Source organism: Moorena sp. SIO4A1, assembly GCF_010672065.1.
Lineage (GTDB): Bacteria > Cyanobacteriota > Cyanobacteriia > Cyanobacteriales > Coleofasciculaceae > Moorena.
The window spans coordinates 16,430-38,703 of record NZ_JAAHHX010000038.1 but is presented as its reverse complement, the minus strand read 5'-3'; the positions used below and the strand labels follow the sequence as shown (position 1 = coordinate 38,703).

The window sequence follows — 22,274 nt, the reverse complement described above, 5'->3', positions numbered from 1 at the left end:
AAACGCGATCGCATTCAGCCTAGGTACGTTTTTTCCTAAGCTTCCTTGCCAGCTTCCTCTCCTTAATTTTGGCAGCCACAACACTTGGTTCAATAGGCAATCCTGCTCTAGGAATTACCTGATATTGTCGCTCGTCTTCTAGATTTTTAAGCTTAGTGTAATCAACCCAGTGGATACAATCTACTGGACAAGTGTCTATCGCTTCTTGTATCACCTCTTCTGGGTCGCCATCTTGCCGAAAAACCCGGGATCTACCGTGGTCGGCTTCCATGTAAAACGTATTGCGAGCGACGTGGGCGCAGTGTTTACAGCCAATGCAGGTAATTTCATCAACGTAAACACCTTTTTGTCGCAGAATACCCCCTAGCTCTGGCTCAAAACCAGACCGCTCTGGAGCATCTCGAAAGACACCCCCTAACTCTGGTTCTAAACCCGAACGCTCTGGCGTCGGTGAGAACTCAGACATTACGCGCTCCAGCGTTGTACCACTAAACGAATTGAACCATCTTTATTATCTTGTTGCTCAGCAACCTCAAAGCCTTGCTTAGCAGTTTCCTTAATTACTGTGTTGTAAGCGTAACGCTGGGTTACCCGTTGTAGGAAACCATCTACAGACCAAGGCTGTTGCCAATACTGAAAATCAGCAACTAGTTCGTAAGCGTTACCATTCCAACTAAAACCGATGTCGTAGTCATTCTCTTGCTCAATCACTACTTCAGCAGTGCGAGTTTGGCCTTGATAACCGCGCACAGGGCTAGGACCAGATTCCCAATCAATCCCTAAGTCAGTTAAAGCAGTTTCTAAGGATGAACGGTTACGGATTTGGGTTTTGATAGTGCTGAAATGAGACATGTTTGGTAATTAAACGAATTTACTAACTGGAACACAAATTTACCAATGGCTAACCGTAGCTTGAGTTGTCGCTGTTGCCGACAGTTCAAGCTTTTGGTCGAAGTAATCTGATGTTTTCTCAACAGATACGACTCGTCCTAGCTGAGCTTCAATAGCAGCTGTTACCTCTGCGCAAGATGCTCCGATGATCCCAGTGACTTTTTCCTGGACTCGACCATCTGGATAAATTACAAACTCTAATGTTTCCATAGTCGCCTTAGTGCTCCGTTTATGCCTATTTAGAGGTTGTGGCACCGGTTGTTGCACCAGTCCAGGAGTATCTAATCCCGGATTGATATCACTGATCACTGACCAGTGCTATAGCTGGTCATTAATCAAATGATAATAATTCAGATCATGGCGCAAACAACATTAACATAAGTTTATAGTAAATCGAGTGTATACTTTAATATTTTGTAAGTTTCTCGTAACTTTAGGGAATAGTCAAGGGGTGGTATAACCCAAAAATGGTTTATTAACAAGTAAGCTATCAGCTATCAGCTATCAGCTATCAGCTCTCAGCTCTCAGCTATCAGCTATCAGCTAATGCGCACGCTACGCGAACAGCCAAAAGCCTTGGCCTATATGTGACATCTGACGGCTGACGGCTGACGGCTGACGGCTGACGGCTGACGGCTGAATGCTGACATTAACAAAATATAGAGAATTGAGGGGACTGGGCAAAGTATGAAGTATGAAGTATGAATTATTAAAGTTCGGCGAAACAGTCTATAAGTTATGAGTGAAACGCAAGTCAGAGGTGTAAATAACCCCAAAACCGCCAATCCCAATGGATTAGAGCGAATACGAGTAGGGGTTTTAGGCTTTGGGGGATTAGGTCAAGCCGCTACCAGAGTCTTAGCTCCTAAGGGAGAAATGCTTTGGGTAGCAGCAGCTGACCGGAAAGGTTATGTTTATGACCCAGCTGGCTTAAATCCTGACCGTTGTATCCAGACCTACCAATCCCAAGGTTCATTGGGTTATGTAGAACCAGGTGGCACTTTAAGTAGCAACAGTATCGAAGACTTAATCCAAAACGCGACAGTAGATGGATATTTCTTAGCACTGCCAAATTTACCGAATACCTTTATGGCATCGGTAGTTAAGCAATTTATTCAATCGGGTTGGCAGGGAGTGTTAGTAGATGCTCTCAAGCGCACTAGTGCTGTAGAACAACTGTTGCAACTGCAAGATGAATTGCAAGCCGCTGGAATTACCTATATGACTGGCTGCGGTGCTACACCAGGACTATTGACCGCTGCTGCTGCGATCGCATCTCAAAGCTATGCCGAGATTCACAGTGTCAACATTACCTTTGGGGTAGGGATTGCTAACTGGGAAGCCTATCGAGCCACCATTCGAGAAGATATTGCTCACCTTCCCGGTTATGATGTAGAACGAGCCAAAGCCATGAGTGATGCTGAAGTCGAAGCGTTATTAGATCAAACCCAAGGCATCATCAGCCTAGAGAATATGGAACATGCTGATGATGTGATGCTGGAACTAGCAGGGATTTGCTCACGCGATCGCGTTTCTGTTGGTGGTGTCGTGGATACCCGCAATCCTAAAAAACCCCTCAGTACCAATGTCCAAATCACAGGTCGCACCTTTGAGGGTAAGATTTCCACTCACACCTTTACCCTTGGTGATGAAACCAGCATGGCGGCTAATGTCTGTGGTCCCGCCTTTGGCTATCTAAAAGCTGGAGTTTCCCTACATCACAAAGGGATTTATGGTCTATTGACTGCTGCTGAAGTCATGCCCCAGTTTGTGAAATAGTCGGGAGTAGGGAGTAGGGAGTAGGGAGTAGGGAGTAGGGAATCGGGAATCGGGAATCGGGAATCGGGAATCGTGCGTAGGGTGCGTTAGGGGCGGACTTCCTATGATTTTCCGCCTCAACGCCCGGGTTGGGATAGTCCGCCCCGTAACGCACCACCTTTGGGCGACCCCTCTTCTGTTTATAGTGCGTAGGGTGCGTTAGGGGCGGAAAGCCCTTGATTTTCCGCCTCAACGCCCGGGTTGGGATAGTCCGCCCCGTAACGCACCACCTTTGGGCGAGCCCTCTTCTGTTTATAGCTGAGAAAAACGCTATACTAAAATAATTTCCTGATAATTACCCTTAATCAAAATCTCCCCACACTCCCTATCTCCCACACTCCCTATCTCCCCATCTCCCTATCTCCCCATCTCCCTATCTCCCCATTTCCCCATTTCCCCATCTCCCCATCTCCCCATCTCCTCACCCTTTTCAACTAAGCTGGATTTTTCATCCTGTTCCAGACTAATGGTATCGGTCGTTTGTACCACAAATGGTAAACTAGCCCCTAGTAAGCCTCGCTGAATCCGTTGGGGTGTCTCTGGGAAAACCACAAAGAGGGGATAGATACGGTTTACGCCATCACTGAGAATGTGTTGATAGCCAGGAGGCATTAGCCATTCATAGTCTTTGTCCAGTAAAACTTGGGTCTGACGCCAGCGACTGAGCAAGTCAGAAAAGTCTTCATGGGGACGATGGATGAATAGGAGAATCTCTATCTCCATCTTGACTTTCCATTCCGGATCACACATTACCATAGCTAGATCACAGGGCAAACCTACCGCTTCGGTAACAGTGCCATGGCTAACACTTTTATGCCCTAAGGAGGATGGCGAGTGACGAATTCTCACTACTGGCAAGGGAATGGTGATCACACTCTCGTAAGGTCGGCGCATACTAGGAATCATTTCCAGGTAAGGTCGATAGGATTTCAGGAGTGCGATCGCACCATCATGGTTACTATACTCTGCTAGCCAAGCTTCGTAATCAGATTTCTGAACAGGCATCGAATTAGCCCATAGTGTCAAACACTTTAAACATTGGTAAATACATAGATACCAATATCACACCAACCATGCCTCCCAAAACTACAATCATAATTGGTTCCAAGATACTAGTTAGTGCTTTAACCGCTTGCTCGACTTCATCTTCATAGAAGTCAGCAACTTTCATCACCATAGAATCCAACTCCCCCGTCTCTTCCCCAATACTAATCATTTGAATTGCTAAAGGAGGAAAAACGTTTTCTCGTTGTAAGGCCAGGCTAATCATCCCACCCTGTTGAATCTCATACTTAGCTGAGTCAATAGCATTAGCAATTACCTGGTTACCCGCTGTATCTCTTACAATATCTAAAGAATTCAGGATCGGTACTCCCGAACGAGTTAAGGAGCCAAACACTCGGCAAAAGCGAGCTACAGAGCCTTTTTCATTCAACTCACCAAACAGGGGAATTTTCAACTGCAAAGCATCAATTTGCAACTTCCCCATTGGGGTTTTATAGTAATACTTAAAAGCTGTAACTAATACAATTACAACAGCAATGGGAATCAATACTTTCCAACTTCTAAGGATGCCGCTCAACCATAGCATAAACTTAGTTAAAGCTGGCAATTCCGTTCCTAAATCTTGAAATATCCCAGCAAAGATTGGGATCAGAAACATCGTCATTGCCAGAAAAACCAGTAGGGCTAAGAAACCTACCACACTAGGGTAAGCCATAGCTGATTTGATTTGGTTTTGCAGCCGATTCATATCTTCCAGCAGCTTAGCTAATCGGTTGAGCACTTCATCAAGCACACCCCCAACCTCCCCAGCCTGAACCATACTCACGTAAAGAGTATCAAAACAATCTGGATGCTTACGCATAGCATCCGATAGATTAGTTCCTTGTTGGACCTCGCCACTGATGTTCATCAAAGCCTTTTTCAGCTTAGGATTAGAACACTGTTCCCCTAATACCCCAAGACAGCGGACGATAGCCACACCAGCATTAACCATAGCGGCAAACTGACGAGAAAAGACCGCTTTGTCTTTGATCGTGACATTGGTAAATTTTTCGGAAAGGTCAGACAGGCTAAAGCTAACATCTAAGCTTTTCTTGACGCTGCCAACAGCAGAATACCGATTTTCTAGGATGCTGCGGGCTTGTTCAGGAGTAGCAGCTTCAATTTTTTGTTTTTTGGCTTTGCCTGATTTGTCCCGAACTTGAGCAATAAAAGTAGGCATGGCTTTTTTCTAGATTAAGTCTAATCGCAAGTTTTATGGTAAGAGTCCGTGCTTTCTCTAGACTAGCGAGTCGCCTTCGCTCTAACGCCCTTAGCATTCATCCCTCCAGAACCAGCAAGGATACGTTGCAATTCATCGGGTTTAGAACTTTTACTAAGTGCTACTTCCAAAGAGATCAAGCCAGATTTAACCTGATTCGCTAAAGCTTGTTCCAGGGTCTGCATTCCCAATTTCATACCGGTTTGGATAGCAGAATAAACTTGAGAAGTTTTTCCTTCCCGGATCAGGTTAGAAATAGCTGGTGTCACTACCATGATTTCCTGAGCCATAGTCCTACCAAACTCACCAGGTTTAGGATTTTTCTTCGGTACTAGACATTGACTAAATACTGCAATCAAAGAGTTAGACAGCTGAGCTCGGATTTGAGCTTGCTGTCCAGATGGGAACACATCAATGATCCTGTCTACAGTTTGAGCAGCTGAGTTAGTGTGTAGCGTTGCAAATACCAAGTGACCGGTTTCAGCTGCGGAAATAGCAAGAGCAATTGTTTCCATATCCCGCATTTCACCCACCAAAATCACATCCGGGTCTTCCCGCAGTGCCCCCTTCAAGGCATTGGCAAAGCTCTTGGTATCTTCACCTTTTTGACGTTGGTGAATCAAGCTCTTGATGTTAGGAAACACATATTCTATCGGGTCTTCCACTGTCAGAATATGTTCTGCCCGAGTGCGGTTAATTAAGTCAATCATGGCTGCTAGGGTAGTGGTTTTCCCAGAACCCGTGGGTCCGGTGACCAATACCATTCCCCTTGGTCGTTCACTCATCGACCGCACCACATCCGGTAAACCCAATTTTTCAAAGTTAGGAATCTTGGAAGACAAAGCCCTCAAGCAAGCCGCATAGCAACCCCGTTCTTTGTAAACATTGACACGGAAACGAGCCAACCCCTTGACACCATAGGAACAATCAAGTTCCCAGTTTTGCTCCAATTCCTTACGCTGTGAATTGTTAAGCATACTGAAAATCAATCGCTGACAGGCTTGAGGGTTCAGGGCTTGGTCATCAATGGGTTGGAGTTTACCACTGACGCGGAAGTAGACTGGCGCACCCGCTTGGATGTGCATATCTGACCCCCCCATCTCAATCATCTGCTCCATCAAGTCTTCAATCATCAGTTCCATAATGTTGTCTCCCTTAAAAACCTCAGTAGTCGTTAGTGATTAGTCATTAGTCAAAATAAAATAGCCAATTGTTCAAACAATATACTAATAACTAAATTAATTTTGAAAACGCGGTGTCATACAGTAAGGACAGTCTAGCCACTCCGGCTGTAATTGAGCTGAGCAAGTGACACAGGTTAGAGAACTCTTGCGCTTAGCTTTGAGTTCTGCCTCTAAGCCGGAATCAGTAAAGGTTACTCGTTCCACTTCTTCAAAGGTGGTGTAACCTTCCTTTACCAAATTCAAGCTATAGGCTAATATGGTGATCATCCCTTCCTCTACAGCAGCTTCCTTAATCTCCTCCGTGGGGGCACCTTCGTTGATTAAGGCTTGCAGGTTTTCAGAGATGCGCATAACTTCATAAACACCAACCCGTCCTTTGTAACCAATACCATTACAGGTTTTACAGAGTGTACCTTGTGCCCTAGCTTCAGCAATTTGCTCCGGTGTCAGGGTATTGGCGCGATAGATGGTAATCCCCCCTTCTCTAGAGGATGATAAACCATAGCGCGCTAGTTCCGCAGAACTTGGTTGGTAAGAAATGCGGCAATTGGAACAAACACGCCGCATCAATCGTTGAGCTAACACTCCCAGCAAGGCACCAGAAACCATGAAGGGTTCAACACCCATTTCATCTAAACGAGCGATCGCACCAGCCGCATCATTAGTGTGTAGAGTAGTCAATACTAAGTGACCAGTCAAAGCTGCTTCAATGGCGGTTTTAGCTGTTTCTTTGTCTCGGGTCTCACCCACCAGAATCACGTCCGGGTCTTGGCGCAGAAAAGCTCGTAGAATTGAGGCAAAATCCATGCCTTTTTCCCGGATAACTTGCACTTGGGTAATCCCAGGTAAGGAATACTCAATCGGGTCTTCTGCAGTACTGATATTCACGCCAGGGTCATTACGTTCTGCCAGAATTGAATACAAGGTTGTTGATTTCCCCGATCCCGTTGGACCCGTCACCAAGATTAATCCAAAGGGACGCTTAGCCATTTCCCTGACCAATTCTAAGGTGTCTGGGTCTGTGATCAACTTATCCAACCCCAACTGGGTGGATTCGTTATCTAGGATCCGCAGAACCACCTTTTCCCCATAACGACTGGGCAAGGTATTGACCCGAAAGTCAACTTTCCGCCCCTGGAACATACGCCGAATTTTACCGTCTTGGGGTAAGCGTCTTTCCGCAATGTCGAGATCTGCCATGATTTTGAAACGAGCCGCCACCGCTGTATGTATTCGCTGTGGTAAGGCATCAAAGGCTTGACGCAGTACACCATCTTTGCGATAGCGCACCCGCAACTGATCCTCTTGGGGTTCAATGTGAATGTCAGAAACCCCTTCTTGTAAAGCCTTAGCCAGGATTTTGTTAACCAGGTTGATGATTGGAGCTCCCCCGGCCTCATTCAAAGAAGAATCTAGGTCTGCTTCCGCTTCCTCTGGGGCATCCTGTAAACTCTCAAATGAGCCTAAATTCTCTAAATCCTCCTTTACATCTACGGATTTTTGTTGATCTAATTGCTTTTGCCGTGCCAACTGATCGTCAAGATACTGACTAATGATTTGCTGATAGTCTTCTTTAGTGATTACCATCCGTTGCCACTTGATTCCCTGAGGTCGTAGAATCCGATTCAAATCATCCTGGGCTTCTAGATCATCAGGAGAAACCATTGCCACCAAAACCGATGGCGGCTCAGTTTCATGCTTAGATATCGGGAGCAGGTGATAGCGACGGCAAATATCAATAGGAATCAGGGTTTCGATCAAGCCACCGACTTGCTGAGTAGAAATATCACTAATTTCGGGATCTAGAGACTCAACACCAAAAAGAACTTTCAGTTCAAACAACTGCTGTTTCTTGTATTGGCGGATCAAGTCCGGTGGTAACTGACGTCCGGTCATTGCTTCGATGACTTCCGTCAGGGGTCTTCCGGACTTGCGAGTTTCCAGCCAAGCTTCCTGCATCTGGTCAGCATTAACGTAACCAGCCTGAATCAGTTTATTGCCAAAGGGAGAAAAATCGTTACGGACTACTAGGGCGCGTCGTTGAGATGAGGAGTAAGTCATGACGGAATAGGAAGTCTCCTTACTTTACACAGTATTCCCAAAAGCCTTATGTTAAATAACATAGGAGTGGCAGCCACTCCCTTATTTTTACGTTTTAGTTAGATTGACGGACTCGGATAATTTGTCGTAGCTAAATATCACATTATACATCATAAAAACTCAGCAAACTCATTCGCTGTATAATTATTATCAACCCCTAATCCATCAAGGTGGTTCACAATCTCAGATGCTAGATTTTGATTAATGACTGATTTAGCCACAACATTCAACTATGCAACAAGACCAGCAAAAGTATGCAACAAGACCAGGCAACGGAAGTAGCGCCATCAAGGACAGTCCGTGGAAAAACCACAGTCGGTGGGCAAGTAAGGGTACAGGCCATAAGGATCTGATCGGCGACCCTGTCCTTGACCAGCATTTTTGCTGACGGAGGGCTTGGAAGACCAGACAGTTGAGGTAAGTAGTCTGAGGTCGCAACAACTCTCAATGAGCTTATAAACCCATGGTATAGTCGTTAGACTTAACTAGGTTAGTTTACAAAATTTGCTGGAAAATTGGTTGGCTAGTAAGAAATTATAGATAAACTAGCAGTCTATTGAATTGGGATGAGTGGAGCATGATTGACGAAGCAAAACAGTCAGATAACACTTCGCAGCAGACAAATGAAGAGTCCACCACGGTACTCGAAGATAATCTTCAGGCGGAAGCGGTAGCCGTAGCCTCTGACTCAGAGGTCAACCCAACAGCCGCACAACCAACTGAATCCCCTGCTGCTGAAGCATCTGAGTCAGGGCCCAACGACCAAGAAGCCCAGACCGAGGTAGCTCAAGCAGCAACAACCGATGAATCCCCTACCGAGGACGATTCCAAAATTATAGAAACCATCAAGCAGGAAAATGAGGCTCTGAAAGCTCAACTAGAAGAGCGAACTCAGCAATGTGACTCCTTTAAATCTCAATACATCCGGATTGCGGCAGATTTTGAGAACTTCCGCAAACGGTCAGCTAAAGAAAAAGAAGACTTGGAACATCAAGTTAAAGGAAACACCATCACGGAGTTATTGTCAGTAGTAGATAATTTTGAACGGGCGCGTACCCAAATTAAGCCTCAAAATGATGGGGAAATGTCGATTCACAAAAGCTATCAAGGTGTTTATAAACAGCTGGTAGACAGTCTCAAGCGCCTTGGGGTTGCTGCGATGCGACCAGAAGGGAAAGAGTTTGACCCCAATCTCCACGAAGCGGTTATGCGAGAACCAACGGATGAATATCCAGAAGGAGTGGTGATAGAACAGCTAATGCGGGGTTATTTCCTTGGGGAGCGGGTGCTACGTCACGCTATGGTGAAAGTAGCTGCTGCGGTAGAACCACAGGAAACCTCGGAAGCTCAGAAGTCTGCTGAGCCAGAAAATTAGCTGCCATTGATTGGTTAAGCTTCCTTTGGTGTCAGTCTGAGATCATCCTACCAAAAGGGACTTAGCACCAAGGGAAGTTCTATTATTTTGACCAACTCAACAAAAAATCAAAGTAAAATAACTTAACATAACCTTTAACCCGCAACCCTATGGGAAAAGTTATTGGCATCGACCTAGGCACAACCAATAGTTGTGTTGCTGTCTTAGAAGGAGGTAAACCCATAGTCATTTCGAGCTCGGAAGGTGGGCGAACCACACCGAGTATTGTCGGATTTGGCAAATCAGGGGAGCACCTAGTGGGTCAACTGGCCAAGCGTCAAGCAGTGACCAATGCGGAAAACAGTGTCTACAGTATCAAGCGCTTTATCGGACGTCGTTGGGATGAAACCGCTACAGAGCGTTCCCGTGTCCCCTATACCTGTGTTAAGGGTCGTGATGAGACCGTAGATGTCAAGATTCGGCGTCGAGATTACACCCCTCAGGAAATCTCGGCCATGATCTTACAAAAGCTCAAGGCTGATGCTGAAACCTTTCTTGGGGAACCAGTAACTCAAGCCGTGATCACAGTTCCTGCCTACTTTACCGATGCTCAACGACAAGCCACCAAGGATGGGGGTACCATTGCTGGCTTGGAAGTGTTGCGCATTATAAACGAACCGACTGCTGCTGCTCTTGCCTATGGCTTAGATAAGCTGGATCAAGACCAGCTGATCTTGGTGTTTGACTTGGGGGGTGGTACCTTTGATGTCTCAGTTCTGCAACTGGGGAATGGGGTCTTTGAAGTAAAGGCAACCTCTGGTAACAATCATTTGGGGGGAGATGACTTCGATAATGTGATTGTCCGCTGGATGGTGGAAAACTTTAAAGCCAAAGAGGGCATCAATCTCACCCAAGACAAAATGGCTCTTCAGCGTTTGCGAGAGGCAGCGGAAAAGGCAAAAATTGAACTGTCTAGCATGGTAGCCACCCCCATCAACTTGCCGTTCATTACTGCTGATGAAACAGGACCAAAACACTTAGAGATGGAGTTGTCCCGGGCTAAGTTTGAAGAACTATCCAGGGACATGATTAACGCAACTATAGAACCGGTAAAGCAGGCGCTCAAAGATAGTGACCTCAAGCCAGAGGAGATTGACCGGATTTTGCTGGTAGGGGGTTCGACCCGTATCCCGGCGGTGCAGGATGCTATTAAAAGGTTTTTTAATGGTAAGGCTACCGATCGTTCGGTTAACCCCGATGAAGCTGTGGCATTGGGAGCAGCAATTCAGGCTGGTGTTTTGGGCGGGGAAGTCGAAGATGTCCTGCTACTGGATGTTACTCCCCTGTCCCTGGGTATAGAAACCTTAGGGGAAGTGTTCACCAAAATTATCGAGCGCAATACTACTATCCCTACCAGTAAGTCCCAGGTATTTTCCACCGCTACCGATGGACAAACCTCCGTAGAAATCCATGTATTGCAGGGGGAGCGGGCAATGGCTAGAGATAACAAAAGCCTGGGAAAATTCCTGCTGACTGGTATTCCCCCAGCTCCCCGTGGTGTACCTCAAATTGAAGTCACCTTTGAAATCGATGTCAACGGCATTCTTAAAGTCGCTGCCACTGATCGAGGAACTGGGAAAGAGCAAAGTATTGTGATTACCAATACGGGGGGATTAAGTCCAGCGGAGGTGGAACGGATGCGCCGTGAGGCAGAAGACTATGCTGACCAAGACCGCCGTCGCATGGAATTGATCCAACTCAAAAACCAAGCCGATGGCTTACTATATAACTATGAATCTACCATCAAAGACCATGGGGAATTGATTAGCACTAACCTTCAGGCTCAAGGACTCAAGGAGCAAGCAGATCAACAAAAGCAGCACCTAGATACCATAATGACAAACCCCTCAATTGAGGTCGAGGAGGTGAAAGAAGCTATTGAAACTTTGCAGAAAACTGTCTTGGAAATTGGGGGTATCATTTACGCCAGTGCTAGCCTTGGGTCAGACCCGGAATTTATCACCTCTGACGAAACAGCTCAAGAGTCAAATTCCAACGACTCCACCCAAATAGCACCGGATGCTCTAGGAGAATTTGTGGTTGATTTTGAGGATGAGACCTTAGAGGTGGATGTTGACTACGAAGCAGTTGATTACGGCAACAGCTCCCTAAAAGATAGATAATTTCACTCGCTGCTTTGACTAGCTCAAGCCGACCTTGACATTATGGTCATATAAGCAGGTGGCAATCAGCTGATTTTTTTGATAGACAATGATATAGGATGCAGGTAATGCTGAAATGCGCTCATGGTGCTTTTGTCGCAATAACCTGAGGAATAACAATAGCCCCTACTATGTAAATGGAATACCGATCAGCGCTCTATGGCTGACTATTATGATCTGCTTGGTGTCTCTCGTGATGCCGACAAAGATGAAATTAAACGTGCTTACCGTCGCTTGGCACGGAAGTACCACCCAGATGTTAACAAAGAACCAGGAGCTGAAGAGCGCTTTAAGGAAATTAACCGGGCTTACGAAGTCCTATCAGAACCAGAAACACGAGCAAGATATGACCGTTTTGGGGAAGCTGGTGTTTCCTCAGCTGCGGGAGCAGGCTACTCAGATTTTGGGGATATGGGCTTTGCTGATATTTTTGAAAGCTTCTTCAGCGGCTTTGCTGGTGGTATGGGTCAGCAAACTGGTCGTCGGCGTAGTGGTCCGGTGCGTGGTGACGACCTCCGACTAGACTTGAAGCTGGCTTTCAAGGAAGCTATATTCGGTGGTGAAAAGGAAATCCGAATTCCTCACCTAGAAACCTGTAAAGTCTGTAACGGCACAGGGGCAAAGCCAGGAACTCGACCCCGCACTTGCCCAACCTGTAACGGTACAGGTCAAGTACGGCGTGCTACTCGTACCCCCTTTGGTAGTTTCACCCAAGTCTCAGTCTGTCCTACGTGTAACGGTGAAGGGCAAATCATTGAGGATAAGTGTGAAGCCTGTGGTGGTGCTGGTCGTAAACAAGAAACCAAAAAGCTGAAAATCACCATTCCAGCAGGAGTGGATAATGGTACCAGGCTACGGGTTTCTAAAGAAGGAGATGCTGGATTACGTGCTGGTCCACCAGGAGACCTATACGTTTATCTATTTGTAAACGAAGACAGCAAGTTTCAGCGGGATGGTATTAACATTCTGTCTGAAATGAAAATTAGCTATTTACAAGCCATATTAGGCTGTCTTATCGAAGCAGAGACAGTGGACGGTCCACAGGAATTAACTATTCCACCCGGTACCCAGCCCCATACGGTATTAACTTTAGACAATCACGGTGTCCCCAAATTGGGCAACCCAGTCAGTCGGGGCGATCACCTAATCACCATTTTGGTAGATATCCCCACTCGAATTACCGCTGACGAAAGGGAATTGCTAGAGAAGCTAGCGAATATTAAGGGAGAGCGCACTGGCAAAGGTGGTATAGAAGGATTCTTGGGAGGGTTGTTTGGCTCATGAGTAAACTAGCCTCCTCGCAGATGAGTTCATTACCTGATGATCAGCTGGATCTGCGCGGCACCCCTTGCCCGATTAACTTTGTTCGCACTAAACTCTATCTGGAGAAAATGGCTCCAGGTGCCCTATTAGAAGTGTGGCTCGACCCGGGAGAACCAATAGAACAGGTTCCTGATAGTCTGACTATGGAGGGTTACCCCATAGAGGGCGTTGAAGAACGCGATCGCTATTTTGCTCTGAAGGTGCGTCGTCCACACCAGCATCTTCATGATTGAATTAGAATACACTAATTCATCCAACTTGTCAACCCCTTGGCTGGGTACCGTGCTGGCGGTTCAGGCAAATTTCTATCAGGTGCGTTTAGATCAGTTGAAGGTTGACAAGTTGGAGGTTGTAGGTTGTGAAGATAACCTTCAAGCAAATAACCTACAACCTTCAAACCTCTTATGTACCCGTAGAGCCCGGTTAAAAAAAATTGGCCAGCAGGTGATGGTGGGAGACAGGGTTGTAGTAGATGAACCTGACTGGGCTGGTGGACGAGGGGTGATTGCCGAAGTGCTACCCCGCACAACCCAGCTCGACCGCCCACCAATCGCCAATGCTCAGCAAATTCTGGTGGTTTTTGCTCTGGAAGAACCGACCCTGGATGCTTATCAGCTGAGTCGGTTTTTGGTGAAGGCAGAATCTACTGGTTTCAAGGTATGTTTGTGTCTGAATAAACGTGATTTAGTAACACAACAGCAACAGCAGCATTGGCAACAGCGTCTGGAAGCATGGGGTTATCAGCCAGTCTTGATCAGCGTTCATAATGGTACTTGTTTAGCACAACTGACTGACCTGTTGAGTCAGACAATTAGCGTTATGGCTGGTCTTTCCGGTGTCGGTAAATCCAGTCTAATTAATTATCTGATTCCAGCAACAAGGGTGCGGGTGGCAGAAGTGACTGGTAAACTGGGTCGAGGACGCCACACCACTAGGCACGTGGAATTATTTGAGTTGCCTAGAGGTGGTTTTTTGGCAGATACCCCCGGATTCAATCAGCCTGACTTGACTTGTACTCCGGAGGATTTAATCCATTACTTTCCAGAAGCAAGAGAGCGTTTAGCCCAACACCGCTGTCAATTCAGTAATTGCCTACATCGGAATGAGCCAAACTGTGCTGTGCGAGGAGACTGGGAACGGTACCAGCATTATCTGGATTTTTTAGCAGAAGTGATTGCACGACAAGAGGCTTTGAACCAAAAAGCTGATATAGAATCCACTATGAAGTTAAAAATTAAAGCTTCTGGTCGGCGTCAATACGAACCCAAGCTAGAAACAAAAAAATACCGCCGTCGCTCCCGCCGTACTCAGCACCAGACCCTAGATGAACTGTTAGACGATATTAATGAAGGATGAAGTATGAATACTTCATCCTTCAACCGTTTAACTTCTCCGTTTAACTTCTAAGGCTAACCCCAAATTTTTCCTCTAGGGCTTCTCGCACTTTCTGATGCACTGGCTCGACTTCTGCATCAGTAAGAGTGCGATCGCTAGCACGGTAGATTAGCCGAAATGCCAAACTTCTCTGTGCCTCAGGAACAGACTCTCCTTTATATTCATCAAACAATTGCACTGACTCCAACAAATTCCCCGCAGCTTTCCGGGTTGAACGTTCGATTTCTGCCACAGAGACTTGTAGTGGGGCAAAGAACGCAATATCCCGGTCAATGGCTGGGTAGGTGGAATAGACTTGGAACCGGGGAGTAAGAATTTCATCGCGATCAAGAGCTTCTAGAATTAGATCCAAGTCCAAATCAAATACATAAACCTGATCGGGAAAACCTCTTTCTGAGCGTAGCTGGGGGTGCAACTGCCCAAATTTTCCTAATTTCTCACCTTGCAACCACAAGGATGCAGTGCGTCCTGGGTGAAGACGGGGATCGCTGTGGTCTGGTTGGTATTCTACTGTCAGACCGCAACGGGAAAACACTCTCTCTAGTACTCCCTTAGCCTCATACCAGGTCATGGGTTCGGAACGCCCTCCCGTGACCCAGTTACCTTGGGTGATATTTCCCCCTAAAATCCCGGCAATAGCATCAGCTTCTGCGAAACCCTCTTCTGCTCGCCAGAAGATCCGACCAATTTCAAAACCGTTGAGTACACCATTGCCTTGCTCGATATTGTACTGACAGGCATCAATAAGCCCTGATAGTAAATCCGTGCGTAGGGATGAGTATTCTGTAAACAGGGGATTATCGAGACGAATTTGGGTCTGTTCCTCTGGCTTTACCAAGGAATACTGGACTAATTCAGTCAACCCAACTGCACGGAATTGCGATCGCAGTTTTCGCTTTAAAAATTCCTCAGCAGAGAGATAACCTGGTTCAGTTTTGTCTGGTAAGCTATCACAGAAGTTGTCATAGCCGTAGAGACGGGCAATTTCCTCAATTAAATCAATTTCCCGCTCTAAATCCCGGTAGCGGTAGGGGGGTACAGTCACTTTCCATTGGGCAGAATCCTGGGATGCTATCGGTTGTAGTTGACATCCGAGGGCAGTCAGGATTCTTTCCACATCTTCTGGCAGGATTTCCCCAAGCTCCTCTCCCTGATGAACTGGTCCTAAAATCTGATTGACACGGTCAAGACGTAACTCAATGGAACGTGCCCAAGTAGAGGGGTCAGGGCGCTGGTCAGCAATACTCTGGGTTGTGGGGGTACCACCAGCTAACTCAGTAATTAATGCGATCGCTCTTTTACAAGCAATATCCAATTCTGCTTTATTGACACCACGCTCATAACGGGTAGATGATTCTGTCCGTATGCTTTGACTACGGGAAGAACGACGAACAGTCACTGGATCAAACAGTGCTGCTTCCAAAACAATACTTTGGGTGTTGTCGTTGACTTCTGTGGCTTCCCCACCCATAACCCCAGCCATCGCAACGGGTTGGTCGTTAGCTGTGATCAGTAACGCTTGTGGTTCCAGGGAACGGGTTTGACCATCAAGAGTAGTCAGGGATTCCCCACTCTTAGCAAAGCGGACACCAATGGTCAGGTTTTCGACCCCAGCAACAGCTTGCAAGCGTTCCCGGTCAAAGGCATGGAGAGGCTGACCCCATTCCAAGAGAATGTAATTAGTGACATCCACTACATTATTAATCGGTCGTACTCCAGCGGCTTCCAAGCGCTGTTGTAACCAATCCGGAGAAGGAGCAATCTTAACCCCTTCAATCACAGTGCCAATATAGGCGGGACAAGCTTTGGGTTCAGATACTTTCAAGGTCAAGGCATCGGATTTTTTTGGAATAGACACCTCAACAGTTTCTGGCAAGGTTAATGATGCCCCAGTTAAGGCCACTACTTCTCTGGCCACGCCCACCATACTTAGAGCATCCGCCCGATTAGCTGTAGAGGTAACATCAAGAATGGTATCGGTTAACCCCAGTAAAGGACGAGCATCACTGCCTAGGGGTATAGTTTCTCCCTCGAAAATATGAATGCCAGCGGATTCCTTGGCCAAGCCCACTTCTGCTAGGGAACAAATCATCCCTTCTGAGCGAACACCGCGCAGTTTTGAGGCGCGAATTTTCAAATCAATAGTTGGTAGGTAGGTTCCGATGGTGGCGACCGGCACGTAAATGTCTGGTCGGACATTGGACGCACCACAAACAATATTCAATGGGTCACTGCCACCAATATCCACTTGACAGACCCGAAGCTTATTTGCATTAGGGTGAGGCTCTACCTCCAGAACCTTGCCAATCACCACGCCATCGGCCAGGTTTCCCTGGTCTTCAATATCTTCTACCTCAAACCCAGCCATAGTTAGGGTTTGAGCTAGCTCTTCTGGTTTCAGAGTTACTTCTACTAGTTCTCGCAGCCAGTTTAACGATATACGCATGGACTCCTAAATTTTTTTGCTGAACTCTAATATAAGGTAATAAATAAGGTGCAAGTTGCCCGTTACTTCCACCGTAAGCATATGCGCTACGCGCACGCGTGCGCGTTCAGCAGTCAGCGGTCAGCCGTGAGCTTTAGGCTCACGCTGCTTGAGGTGCTTATTTTATTCAAAAGCTGTTCGCTTAGCGTGGCCAAAGACCAATGGCACCTCAAGTAGCGTGCGCATAAGCTGATAGCTGATAGCTGATAGCTGATAGCTGATAGCTGATAGCTGATAGCTGATAGCTGATAGCTTACCTTCCACGAAAACATTTTTCTATTGTGATGGGTCTAACCCCTTAACGCTTGACAAAAGTACACTATCTATGGTCAATGCTAAATAAACGCTCTAAAATATAGGTAGCTTCATATACGTTTTACTTTAATCACCCTTTACTTAACTCAAAATTGTCCTTTGTACCCTTAGGTGGATACAAAAAATAAGGTATCCTGGTTGAGGATCAGGTTTCACCGGAATAGTTGTCTAACTAAGGGGGTAGTAAGAGGCATTTTGCATAAAATAAAGAAAAGTAAAAGACTATAAATCATCTTTCCTGCTCAGGTGCTCCGAGCAAAAGTTTTAGTTCCAGTATGGGCAAAGGAACATCAGTAAGGCTGAATGAGCTACTGTCTAAATCCTACCTGCACTCAGGCAAAAAACCCAGAACACGCCGACTTTTGTCAGGCGTGCAGTTCTAAATTATTATTAGTTGACCGCTATCGTGTGATAAAACCACTCGGTCAAGGCGGATTTGGAGCAACTTTCTTAGCAACAGATCAATCCTTGCCCGGTAAGCCGACCCGTGTAATCAAACAACTCCGCCCAAGCGCCAAAGGCTCAGAGATTTCACCGATGGCAAGGGATCTGTTTGAGCGAGAAGCCCGAACCTTGGGAGAAATAGGGAATCATCCCCAATTCCCACAGTTATTCGATTACTTTCAAGACAATGAGCATTTTTATCTGGTTCAGGAATACATTAGCGGTTTGACACTGCAACAGCAAGTCAGACGGTCTGGTTCATTCTCGGAAGAGGGAGTTAAACAATTTTTAAGTGAAATTCTACCACTCCTGCAATATATTCATCAGAAAAACGTAATTCACCGGGACATTAAACCAGCGAATATAATTCGTCGTGACCAAGACCGCAAACTGGTACTGATTGATTTTGGGGCTGTGAAAAACAGCCAAACCAATCCCTCCAATTCCTCAGACACAGTATTGACCAACTATGCCATAGGAACTCCAGGCTTTGCCCCTCCTGAACAAATGGCATTGCGACCTGTAATTGCTAGCGATATCTATGCAGTGGGGGTTACTTGCCTTTATCTGTTGACGGGTAAATCTCCCAAAGACCTCGATTATAATCCTTCAACCGGAGAAATAGTCTGGCAGACTAATGTCAACGTTAGTGACCACTTTGCTAAGGTTTTAAGAAAAATGCTGGAGTCTTCTGTCCGTTATCGCTATCAGTGCTCAGAAGACATCCTGAGAGCTCTTGACCTAGAGCCATATCTGGAGAGTTTAAACAAAAGCTTAGTGTCGCAACGGATGGATGACGCTAATTCTCACTTCAACTCAGAGAATTTGGGTCCTGTGAATGGTTATTCATCCCCGTCGTCAGTTCAATCCCGAAGAATGGCAGAGCAAATTAGAGAATGGCGGGAGCGTCGGGGATTGAGCAATGGTCGAAGATCAGAACCTAAAAACGGTGGAGGTTTTACCAACAGGGATTCTACAGCTGTGAGCGGTAGTAGGAATAGCATTACAGGCAAGTCGAAGGGTAATGGCAAGTTGGAGGCGGAAACGTTATTAAAAGCTTACGGCTCTGGCAGAAGAGACTTTGCGGCTAAAGATTTGAGGGGACTTAACCTTAATAATGCCCAGTTATCTGGGATAATTTTCCGCCAGGGCAAACTGTTAAATATTAGTTTGAAGGGAGCGGATTTATCTAGTGCTAATTTTGGTGAAGCGAATCTCCATCAAGCCGACTTACGCAATGCCAATTTGGGTCGAGCTTACCTGAAAAAAGCTATTTTGGCAGGAGCAGACTTGCGTGGGGCAAATCTTAGTTATGCTCATCTCGAAAATGCTAATCTACGGGGAGCAAATTTGTGTGGAGCCAATCTTGCTAATGCTAAAATTACTAAGGAACAGTTGGCTCAAGCTAAGACTAATTGGACAACAGTACTTCCTACTGGGAAGCGGGGGTTTTGGTAATATAGCGAAGGGAGTAGGGAGTCGGAACCCACCCCTAACCCCTCCCAGGAGGGGAACGGGAATCGGGAGTCGGAACCCACCCCTAACCCCTCCCAGGAGGGGAACGGGAATCGGGAGTCGGAACCCACCCCTAACCCCTCCCAGGAGGGGAACGGGAATCGGGAGTCGGAACCCACCCCTAACCCCTCCCAGGAGGGGAACGGGAGTCGGGAGTCGGGAGTCGGGAGAAAGAGATGGGATTATTTTTTGGTGTTATGAGAAATCAGCAATTTTAATAATAAATTGTCTAGCTTACGGTCGGGTGCAGTGATTGGTTAAACTTTTTTGGTGGTTCAGTAGCGGTCATGAGTTATTTGAGTACATTTGTCATGGAAATTTGACATGCTCCCAACACACCCTACAAAATTAGCGATTGGCCGTAGGCCACGCTACGCGATGAAGCGTTCGCAAAGCGTGGCCAACGGCCTCAGCTTCCGCTAAAAGCGATTAGCCCGAAGGGCGTTGGCTAGCGATCGCACTAATCTTAGATTGCATCAGTACTTGTGTTTGATTGCTCAACTTGCTGCTGATGTATCAAGATAGGCAAGCAACAAAGCCTCAATGTAAGCCACCAGATATATGACATCAATGGACTCATAAACTCACCATCCCGAATCAAACCATGAGCCATACGATTTCTTAAGTTACTACCAGCATGTTCAACCAGTAAACATTTCAAGTCAAATAGCGTATTTTCATCAAAAATAGAGGTTATCTCTGGACGATAAAGAGTAGAGTTTAAATTATGTTCCTTCTGAATACCGTTGTCGTCCAACCCAGAAGTAATGATGCCTCTTTGCCACATGATATAACGGATAGAGTTTTCAATTTGGGGAATTAGGATGTGGGTAGATGTGAAAAAGTCTCCAGTAAGTCCAGCATACAGCCCCTTTGCAAACAGGTACTCACGCTCAGGGGGAATAAATGGACTATTGGAAACGATGAAGAGAATATCGTTAAGTCGCACACAATGCTCTAAATTAATCTGATATCTGGCAGGTTCAATATATGCTTGAGCTTGTAGCTTATAATAGTCAATGGCTTTCCGACACATATAAAAATTGGTTGCAGCCTCCGCTTTTTTAGGATTACTGGAGAAAACAGAATCTGGTTGATTAGCAACAGTTTTGCCCATTTCATTTATGATGACATTAGGGACAAGATGAGATCCTAAAGACTTATGAGCGTCCTGCTGTACTTCTTGTTTCAATTTAGAGACATTAGTTGGAACAGCTAAAACAGACAAAGCTAATAGTGCCTCTTTAAAGTCTTTGTCCCTAACCCAATTTCTGGCTTCCTCTACGACCTTGCTAATATCCATTTTATGAGAAATGGTCATCATCTCGTTGCGACTTTTTTCTTGGTACTGAAGAAGCAGCCTGTGAAGTTCCTCGGCTCTTGCTTTGGCATCCACAGTTTCTTCCTTTGTGCCTCGAATGCTTCTAAAGGCTTTAACAGCTTGTTCTAAAAAGTGTGAGGCGACCATGTAGCTTGGTGGAGTTCTTTTGGGAGCAGACTCGGCTTTCTTGACATAAGTCTCAGCGGCTGACATTGAAGCAGCACGCTCTTTGCTGTAGTCTTTATCCATACGATGCCATACTGCTTTAATACTCCAGAATCTTCTTGCTATTTCCCAATTAGAGCTTGATTCTGCTAAAGTTGCTGCTTTTTCAGCAAGGGCTGCATATTTGGCTGGTTCTCCACATTTATGTTCCTGCAATAGCTCCATTAATTGTATAGATGGCCACAAATAGTCTTCCCCTTCATAGCATTCAAGAACTGCTTCTATATGTTGAAAAACAACTTTTTTATTATTTTTAAATTGGCGTTCGAGCCGAAATGCTCGTTCTATTCTCTCCAAATAATGATGCCAATTCTTAGAGCTTTATAACGTAGTTGCTGATTCTAAGTAAGCGGTAATTGACAACTGAGCCATTGGATGGTCACGTCGTCTGACCCAAAGAATATCTGCTACTCGCGCTTTAAGTTCATGATCTGATATTTCAGGTGCGATTTCAGCAAGAAAATTTAGCTGCTCTTCTGTAAGATTTTTAAACCTATCAGCAAACAACTTTTCGTTGCATTCTGGATTAATTGGAGCGTTAGTCACGACTGCCAGAATTTCAAAAACAGCTTGTTCTCTAAAATTTCCTGATTCTTGCGCCTCTTGGACTTTTTTCCAAAAAGCACGCCCATAGGTGCGACAATCCTTCCGTTCGCTGCTGTTCACTATATCTTGCCAGCAAGTGTTAGTGAAATCATTTTTTGTAAGAGGTTGGTTCAATTCTGACATAGTGCTAATTCATTCTTTTTTTTATAATTTGCCAAATTTTTCTTAAATTAGCTTAAGCATAAATACTTAAAAATAAAGTTTAAAGGACGATCCCACAAGTCACTTAAGCCATCGAATTAGTAATTATTATACTAAAAATATTTGATAATACTATATCAGTATGATAAGGTTTACCTTATAGAGCTATTGATTAAGTTTAAACTAAAAATCATAATTTATTTGCTATTTACCATAACTTCAGTTTTCGATAACATCTCTACAAAAATCTTGAATATTCTCTCTATCATGCTGCTCTTTATAGTTGACTAATATTTCATAGATTATTTGCTCAGTAGTTTTCCTACCCTGAGGAGGTATCAAGTCGCTCATTGTTGTTATGATTTGCTGACTAGATTACCGAGAACACAAGGATTAGGGCTGGTGTGAAATTTTTTGCGATTAGCCCGAAGGGCTACGCTACGCGAACGCATATAGCCTAATCCAGGATATATTCTTTTTTTGAAAGTTATGTTACTATTCTAGTAGGTTAGGTGTTAAGCCCTAATCAGTGATTCTGCGGGAAGTTTACTGAAAGTGGTTGGTTTATCTGGTTTAATTGCCTTAACAGCCACAAAAGCTTCAGATTTTTCAGTCTGTTGATAAAGACTCCAGAAGCAATAATCGAGCTAAGAGTCATTGAAGTATCAA

The 22,274-nt window shown here is 45.5% G+C and carries 20 protein-coding genes; 7 read left to right on the top strand and 13 right to left on the bottom strand.

Going from position 1 to position 22,274, the window contains the following annotated elements:
- Positions 1-19: 19 nt before the first annotated feature.
- From F6K53_RS22955 to F6K53_RS22945, 3 genes are read right to left on the bottom strand one after another with little or no spacing between them, the layout of a single operon-like run.
- A complete protein-coding gene (locus F6K53_RS22955; protein ID WP_293068678.1) occupies positions 20-466 on the bottom strand; it encodes a ferredoxin in 447 nt (148 codons plus the stop codon).
- Positions 466-852, bottom strand: coding sequence for a DUF1257 domain-containing protein (locus F6K53_RS22950; RefSeq protein ID WP_071106400.1), 387 nt, complete (start codon positions 850-852; stop codon positions 466-468). The genes F6K53_RS22955 and F6K53_RS22950 overlap by 1 nt, the downstream gene beginning before the upstream one ends.
- A gap of 39 nt (positions 853-891) precedes the next feature.
- On the bottom strand, positions 892-1,101 hold the full coding sequence (locus F6K53_RS22945; RefSeq protein ID WP_071108026.1) for a DUF2997 domain-containing protein: 210 nt from the start codon (positions 1,099-1,101) through the stop codon (positions 892-894).
- 528 nt (positions 1,102-1,629) lie between these two features.
- On the opposite strand from F6K53_RS22945, the gene F6K53_RS22940 reads away from it, so the two are divergent.
- On the top strand, positions 1,630-2,670 hold the full coding sequence (locus F6K53_RS22940; protein WP_293068673.1) for a saccharopine dehydrogenase-like oxidoreductase: 1,041 nt from the start codon (positions 1,630-1,632) through the stop codon (positions 2,668-2,670).
- Here F6K53_RS22940 and F6K53_RS22935 read toward each other — a convergent pair.
- The 5 genes from F6K53_RS22935 to F6K53_RS22915 all read right to left on the bottom strand — a co-directional run bounded on the left by F6K53_RS22935 (position 2,648) and on the right by F6K53_RS22915 (position 8,220).
- Complete coding sequence (locus tag F6K53_RS22935) at positions 2,648-2,824, bottom strand: hypothetical protein (protein ID WP_293068670.1); 177 nt, start codon at positions 2,822-2,824, stop codon at positions 2,648-2,650. The two genes, F6K53_RS22940 and F6K53_RS22935, sit on opposite strands and share 23 nt — an antisense overlap.
- A 242-nt stretch (positions 2,825-3,066) precedes the next feature.
- Positions 3,067-3,714, bottom strand: coding sequence for a hypothetical protein (locus F6K53_RS22930; RefSeq protein ID WP_293038203.1), 648 nt, complete (start codon positions 3,712-3,714; stop codon positions 3,067-3,069).
- Between the two features lie 4 nt (positions 3,715-3,718).
- A complete protein-coding gene (locus F6K53_RS22925; protein ID WP_293025503.1) occupies positions 3,719-4,936 on the bottom strand; it encodes a type II secretion system F family protein in 1,218 nt (405 codons plus the stop codon).
- A gap of 62 nt (positions 4,937-4,998) precedes the next feature.
- Positions 4,999-6,117 carry a type IV pilus twitching motility protein PilT gene (locus tag F6K53_RS22920; RefSeq protein ID WP_293026952.1) on the bottom strand — a complete coding sequence of 373 codons (1,119 nt, stop codon included), beginning with the start codon at positions 6,115-6,117 and terminating at the stop codon, positions 4,999-5,001.
- Between the two features lie 96 nt (positions 6,118-6,213).
- Positions 6,214-8,220, bottom strand: coding sequence for a GspE/PulE family protein (locus tag F6K53_RS22915; protein WP_293026955.1), 2,007 nt, complete (start codon positions 8,218-8,220; stop codon positions 6,214-6,216).
- Positions 8,221-8,836: 616 nt separating this feature from the next.
- Between F6K53_RS22915 and grpE the strand changes: the two genes are divergently transcribed.
- The 5 genes from grpE to rsgA all read left to right on the top strand — a co-directional run bounded on the left by grpE (position 8,837) and on the right by rsgA (position 14,514).
- A complete protein-coding gene (gene grpE, locus F6K53_RS22910; protein ID WP_293026958.1) occupies positions 8,837-9,634 on the top strand; it encodes a nucleotide exchange factor GrpE in 798 nt (265 codons plus the stop codon).
- Positions 9,635-9,783: 149 nt separating this feature from the next.
- Positions 9,784-11,796: a molecular chaperone DnaK gene (gene dnaK / locus F6K53_RS22905; RefSeq protein WP_293026962.1), complete on the top strand. Its 2,013-nt coding sequence runs from the start codon at positions 9,784-9,786 to the stop codon at positions 11,794-11,796.
- 198 nt (positions 11,797-11,994) lie between these two features.
- Positions 11,995-13,119 carry a molecular chaperone DnaJ gene (gene dnaJ, locus F6K53_RS22900; protein ID WP_293026965.1) on the top strand — a complete coding sequence of 375 codons (1,125 nt, stop codon included), beginning with the start codon at positions 11,995-11,997 and terminating at the stop codon, positions 13,117-13,119.
- 20 nt (positions 13,120-13,139) lie between these two features.
- Positions 13,140-13,391 carry a sulfurtransferase TusA family protein gene (locus F6K53_RS22895; protein WP_364418222.1) on the top strand — a complete coding sequence of 84 codons (252 nt, stop codon included), beginning with the start codon at positions 13,140-13,142 and terminating at the stop codon, positions 13,389-13,391.
- On the top strand, positions 13,384-14,514 hold the full coding sequence (gene rsgA, locus F6K53_RS22890; RefSeq protein WP_293068654.1) for a small ribosomal subunit biogenesis GTPase RsgA: 1,131 nt from the start codon (positions 13,384-13,386) through the stop codon (positions 14,512-14,514). Before F6K53_RS22895 ends, rsgA begins: the two co-directional genes overlap by 8 nt.
- Positions 14,515-14,554: 40 nt before the next feature.
- Here rsgA and pheT read toward each other — a convergent pair whose 3' ends face one another.
- Positions 14,555-16,999 (bottom strand): phenylalanine--tRNA ligase subunit beta, encoded by a 2,445-nt coding sequence (gene pheT / locus F6K53_RS22885; protein ID WP_293026975.1) that lies wholly within the window; start codon positions 16,997-16,999, stop codon positions 14,555-14,557.
- Between the two features lie 162 nt (positions 17,000-17,161).
- On the bottom strand, positions 17,162-17,302 hold the full coding sequence (locus F6K53_RS22880; protein ID WP_293068648.1) for a hypothetical protein: 141 nt from the start codon (positions 17,300-17,302) through the stop codon (positions 17,162-17,164).
- 354 nt (positions 17,303-17,656) lie between these two features.
- Here F6K53_RS22880 and F6K53_RS22875 point away from each other — a divergent pair, with 354 nt between their 5' ends.
- Positions 17,657-19,255 (top strand): serine/threonine-protein kinase, encoded by a 1,599-nt coding sequence (locus tag F6K53_RS22875; RefSeq protein ID WP_075903418.1) that lies wholly within the window; start codon positions 17,657-17,659, stop codon positions 19,253-19,255.
- Here F6K53_RS22875 and F6K53_RS22870 read toward each other — a convergent pair.
- The 3 genes from F6K53_RS22870 to F6K53_RS22860 all read right to left on the bottom strand — a co-directional run bounded on the left by F6K53_RS22870 (position 19,198) and on the right by F6K53_RS22860 (position 21,587).
- Positions 19,198-19,431: a hypothetical protein gene (locus F6K53_RS22870; protein ID WP_293068645.1), complete on the bottom strand. Its 234-nt coding sequence runs from the start codon at positions 19,429-19,431 to the stop codon at positions 19,198-19,200. The two genes, F6K53_RS22875 and F6K53_RS22870, sit on opposite strands and share 58 nt — an antisense overlap.
- 347 nt (positions 19,432-19,778) lie before the next feature.
- Complete coding sequence (locus tag F6K53_RS22865; protein WP_293068641.1) at positions 19,779-21,155, bottom strand: DUF4209 domain-containing protein; 1,377 nt, start codon at positions 21,153-21,155, stop codon at positions 19,779-19,781.
- A gap of 24 nt (positions 21,156-21,179) precedes the next feature.
- On the bottom strand, positions 21,180-21,587 hold the full coding sequence (locus tag F6K53_RS22860; RefSeq protein ID WP_293068638.1) for a hypothetical protein: 408 nt from the start codon (positions 21,585-21,587) through the stop codon (positions 21,180-21,182).
- Positions 21,588-22,274 lie beyond the last annotated feature (687 nt).

Bases quoted from the DNA above. Each gene is read 5' to 3' on its own strand.
- F6K53_RS22955 (WP_293068678.1), bottom strand. From the start codon at position 466: ATGTCTGAGTTCTCACCGACGCCAGAGCGTTCGGGTTTAGAACCAGAG.
- F6K53_RS22950 (WP_071106400.1), bottom strand. From the start codon at position 852: ATGTCTCATTTCAGCACTATCAAAACCCAAATCCGTAACCGTTCATCC.
- F6K53_RS22945 (WP_071108026.1), bottom strand. From the start codon at position 1,101: ATGGAAACATTAGAGTTTGTAATTTATCCAGATGGTCGAGTCCAGGAA.
- F6K53_RS22940 (WP_293068673.1), top strand. From the start codon at position 1,630: ATGAGTGAAACGCAAGTCAGAGGTGTAAATAACCCCAAAACCGCCAAT.
- F6K53_RS22930 (WP_293038203.1), bottom strand. From the start codon at position 3,714: ATGCCTGTTCAGAAATCTGATTACGAAGCTTGGCTAGCAGAGTATAGT.
- F6K53_RS22925 (WP_293025503.1), bottom strand. From the start codon at position 4,936: ATGCCTACTTTTATTGCTCAAGTTCGGGACAAATCAGGCAAAGCCAAA.
- F6K53_RS22920 (WP_293026952.1), bottom strand. From the start codon at position 6,117: ATGGAACTGATGATTGAAGACTTGATGGAGCAGATGATTGAGATGGGG.
- F6K53_RS22915 (WP_293026955.1), bottom strand. From the start codon at position 8,220: ATGACTTACTCCTCATCTCAACGACGCGCCCTAGTAGTCCGTAACGAT.
- grpE (WP_293026958.1), top strand. From the start codon at position 8,837: ATGATTGACGAAGCAAAACAGTCAGATAACACTTCGCAGCAGACAAAT.
- dnaK (WP_293026962.1), top strand. From the start codon at position 9,784: ATGGGAAAAGTTATTGGCATCGACCTAGGCACAACCAATAGTTGTGTT.
- dnaJ (WP_293026965.1), top strand. From the start codon at position 11,995: ATGGCTGACTATTATGATCTGCTTGGTGTCTCTCGTGATGCCGACAAA.
- F6K53_RS22895 (WP_364418222.1), top strand. From the start codon at position 13,140: ATGAGTTCATTACCTGATGATCAGCTGGATCTGCGCGGCACCCCTTGC.
- rsgA (WP_293068654.1), top strand. From the start codon at position 13,384: ATGATTGAATTAGAATACACTAATTCATCCAACTTGTCAACCCCTTGG.
- pheT (WP_293026975.1), bottom strand. From the start codon at position 16,999: ATGCGTATATCGTTAAACTGGCTGCGAGAACTAGTAGAAGTAACTCTG.
- F6K53_RS22875 (WP_075903418.1), top strand. From the start codon at position 17,657: ATGAGCTACTGTCTAAATCCTACCTGCACTCAGGCAAAAAACCCAGAA.
- F6K53_RS22860 (WP_293068638.1), bottom strand. From the start codon at position 21,587: ATGTCAGAATTGAACCAACCTCTTACAAAAAATGATTTCACTAACACT.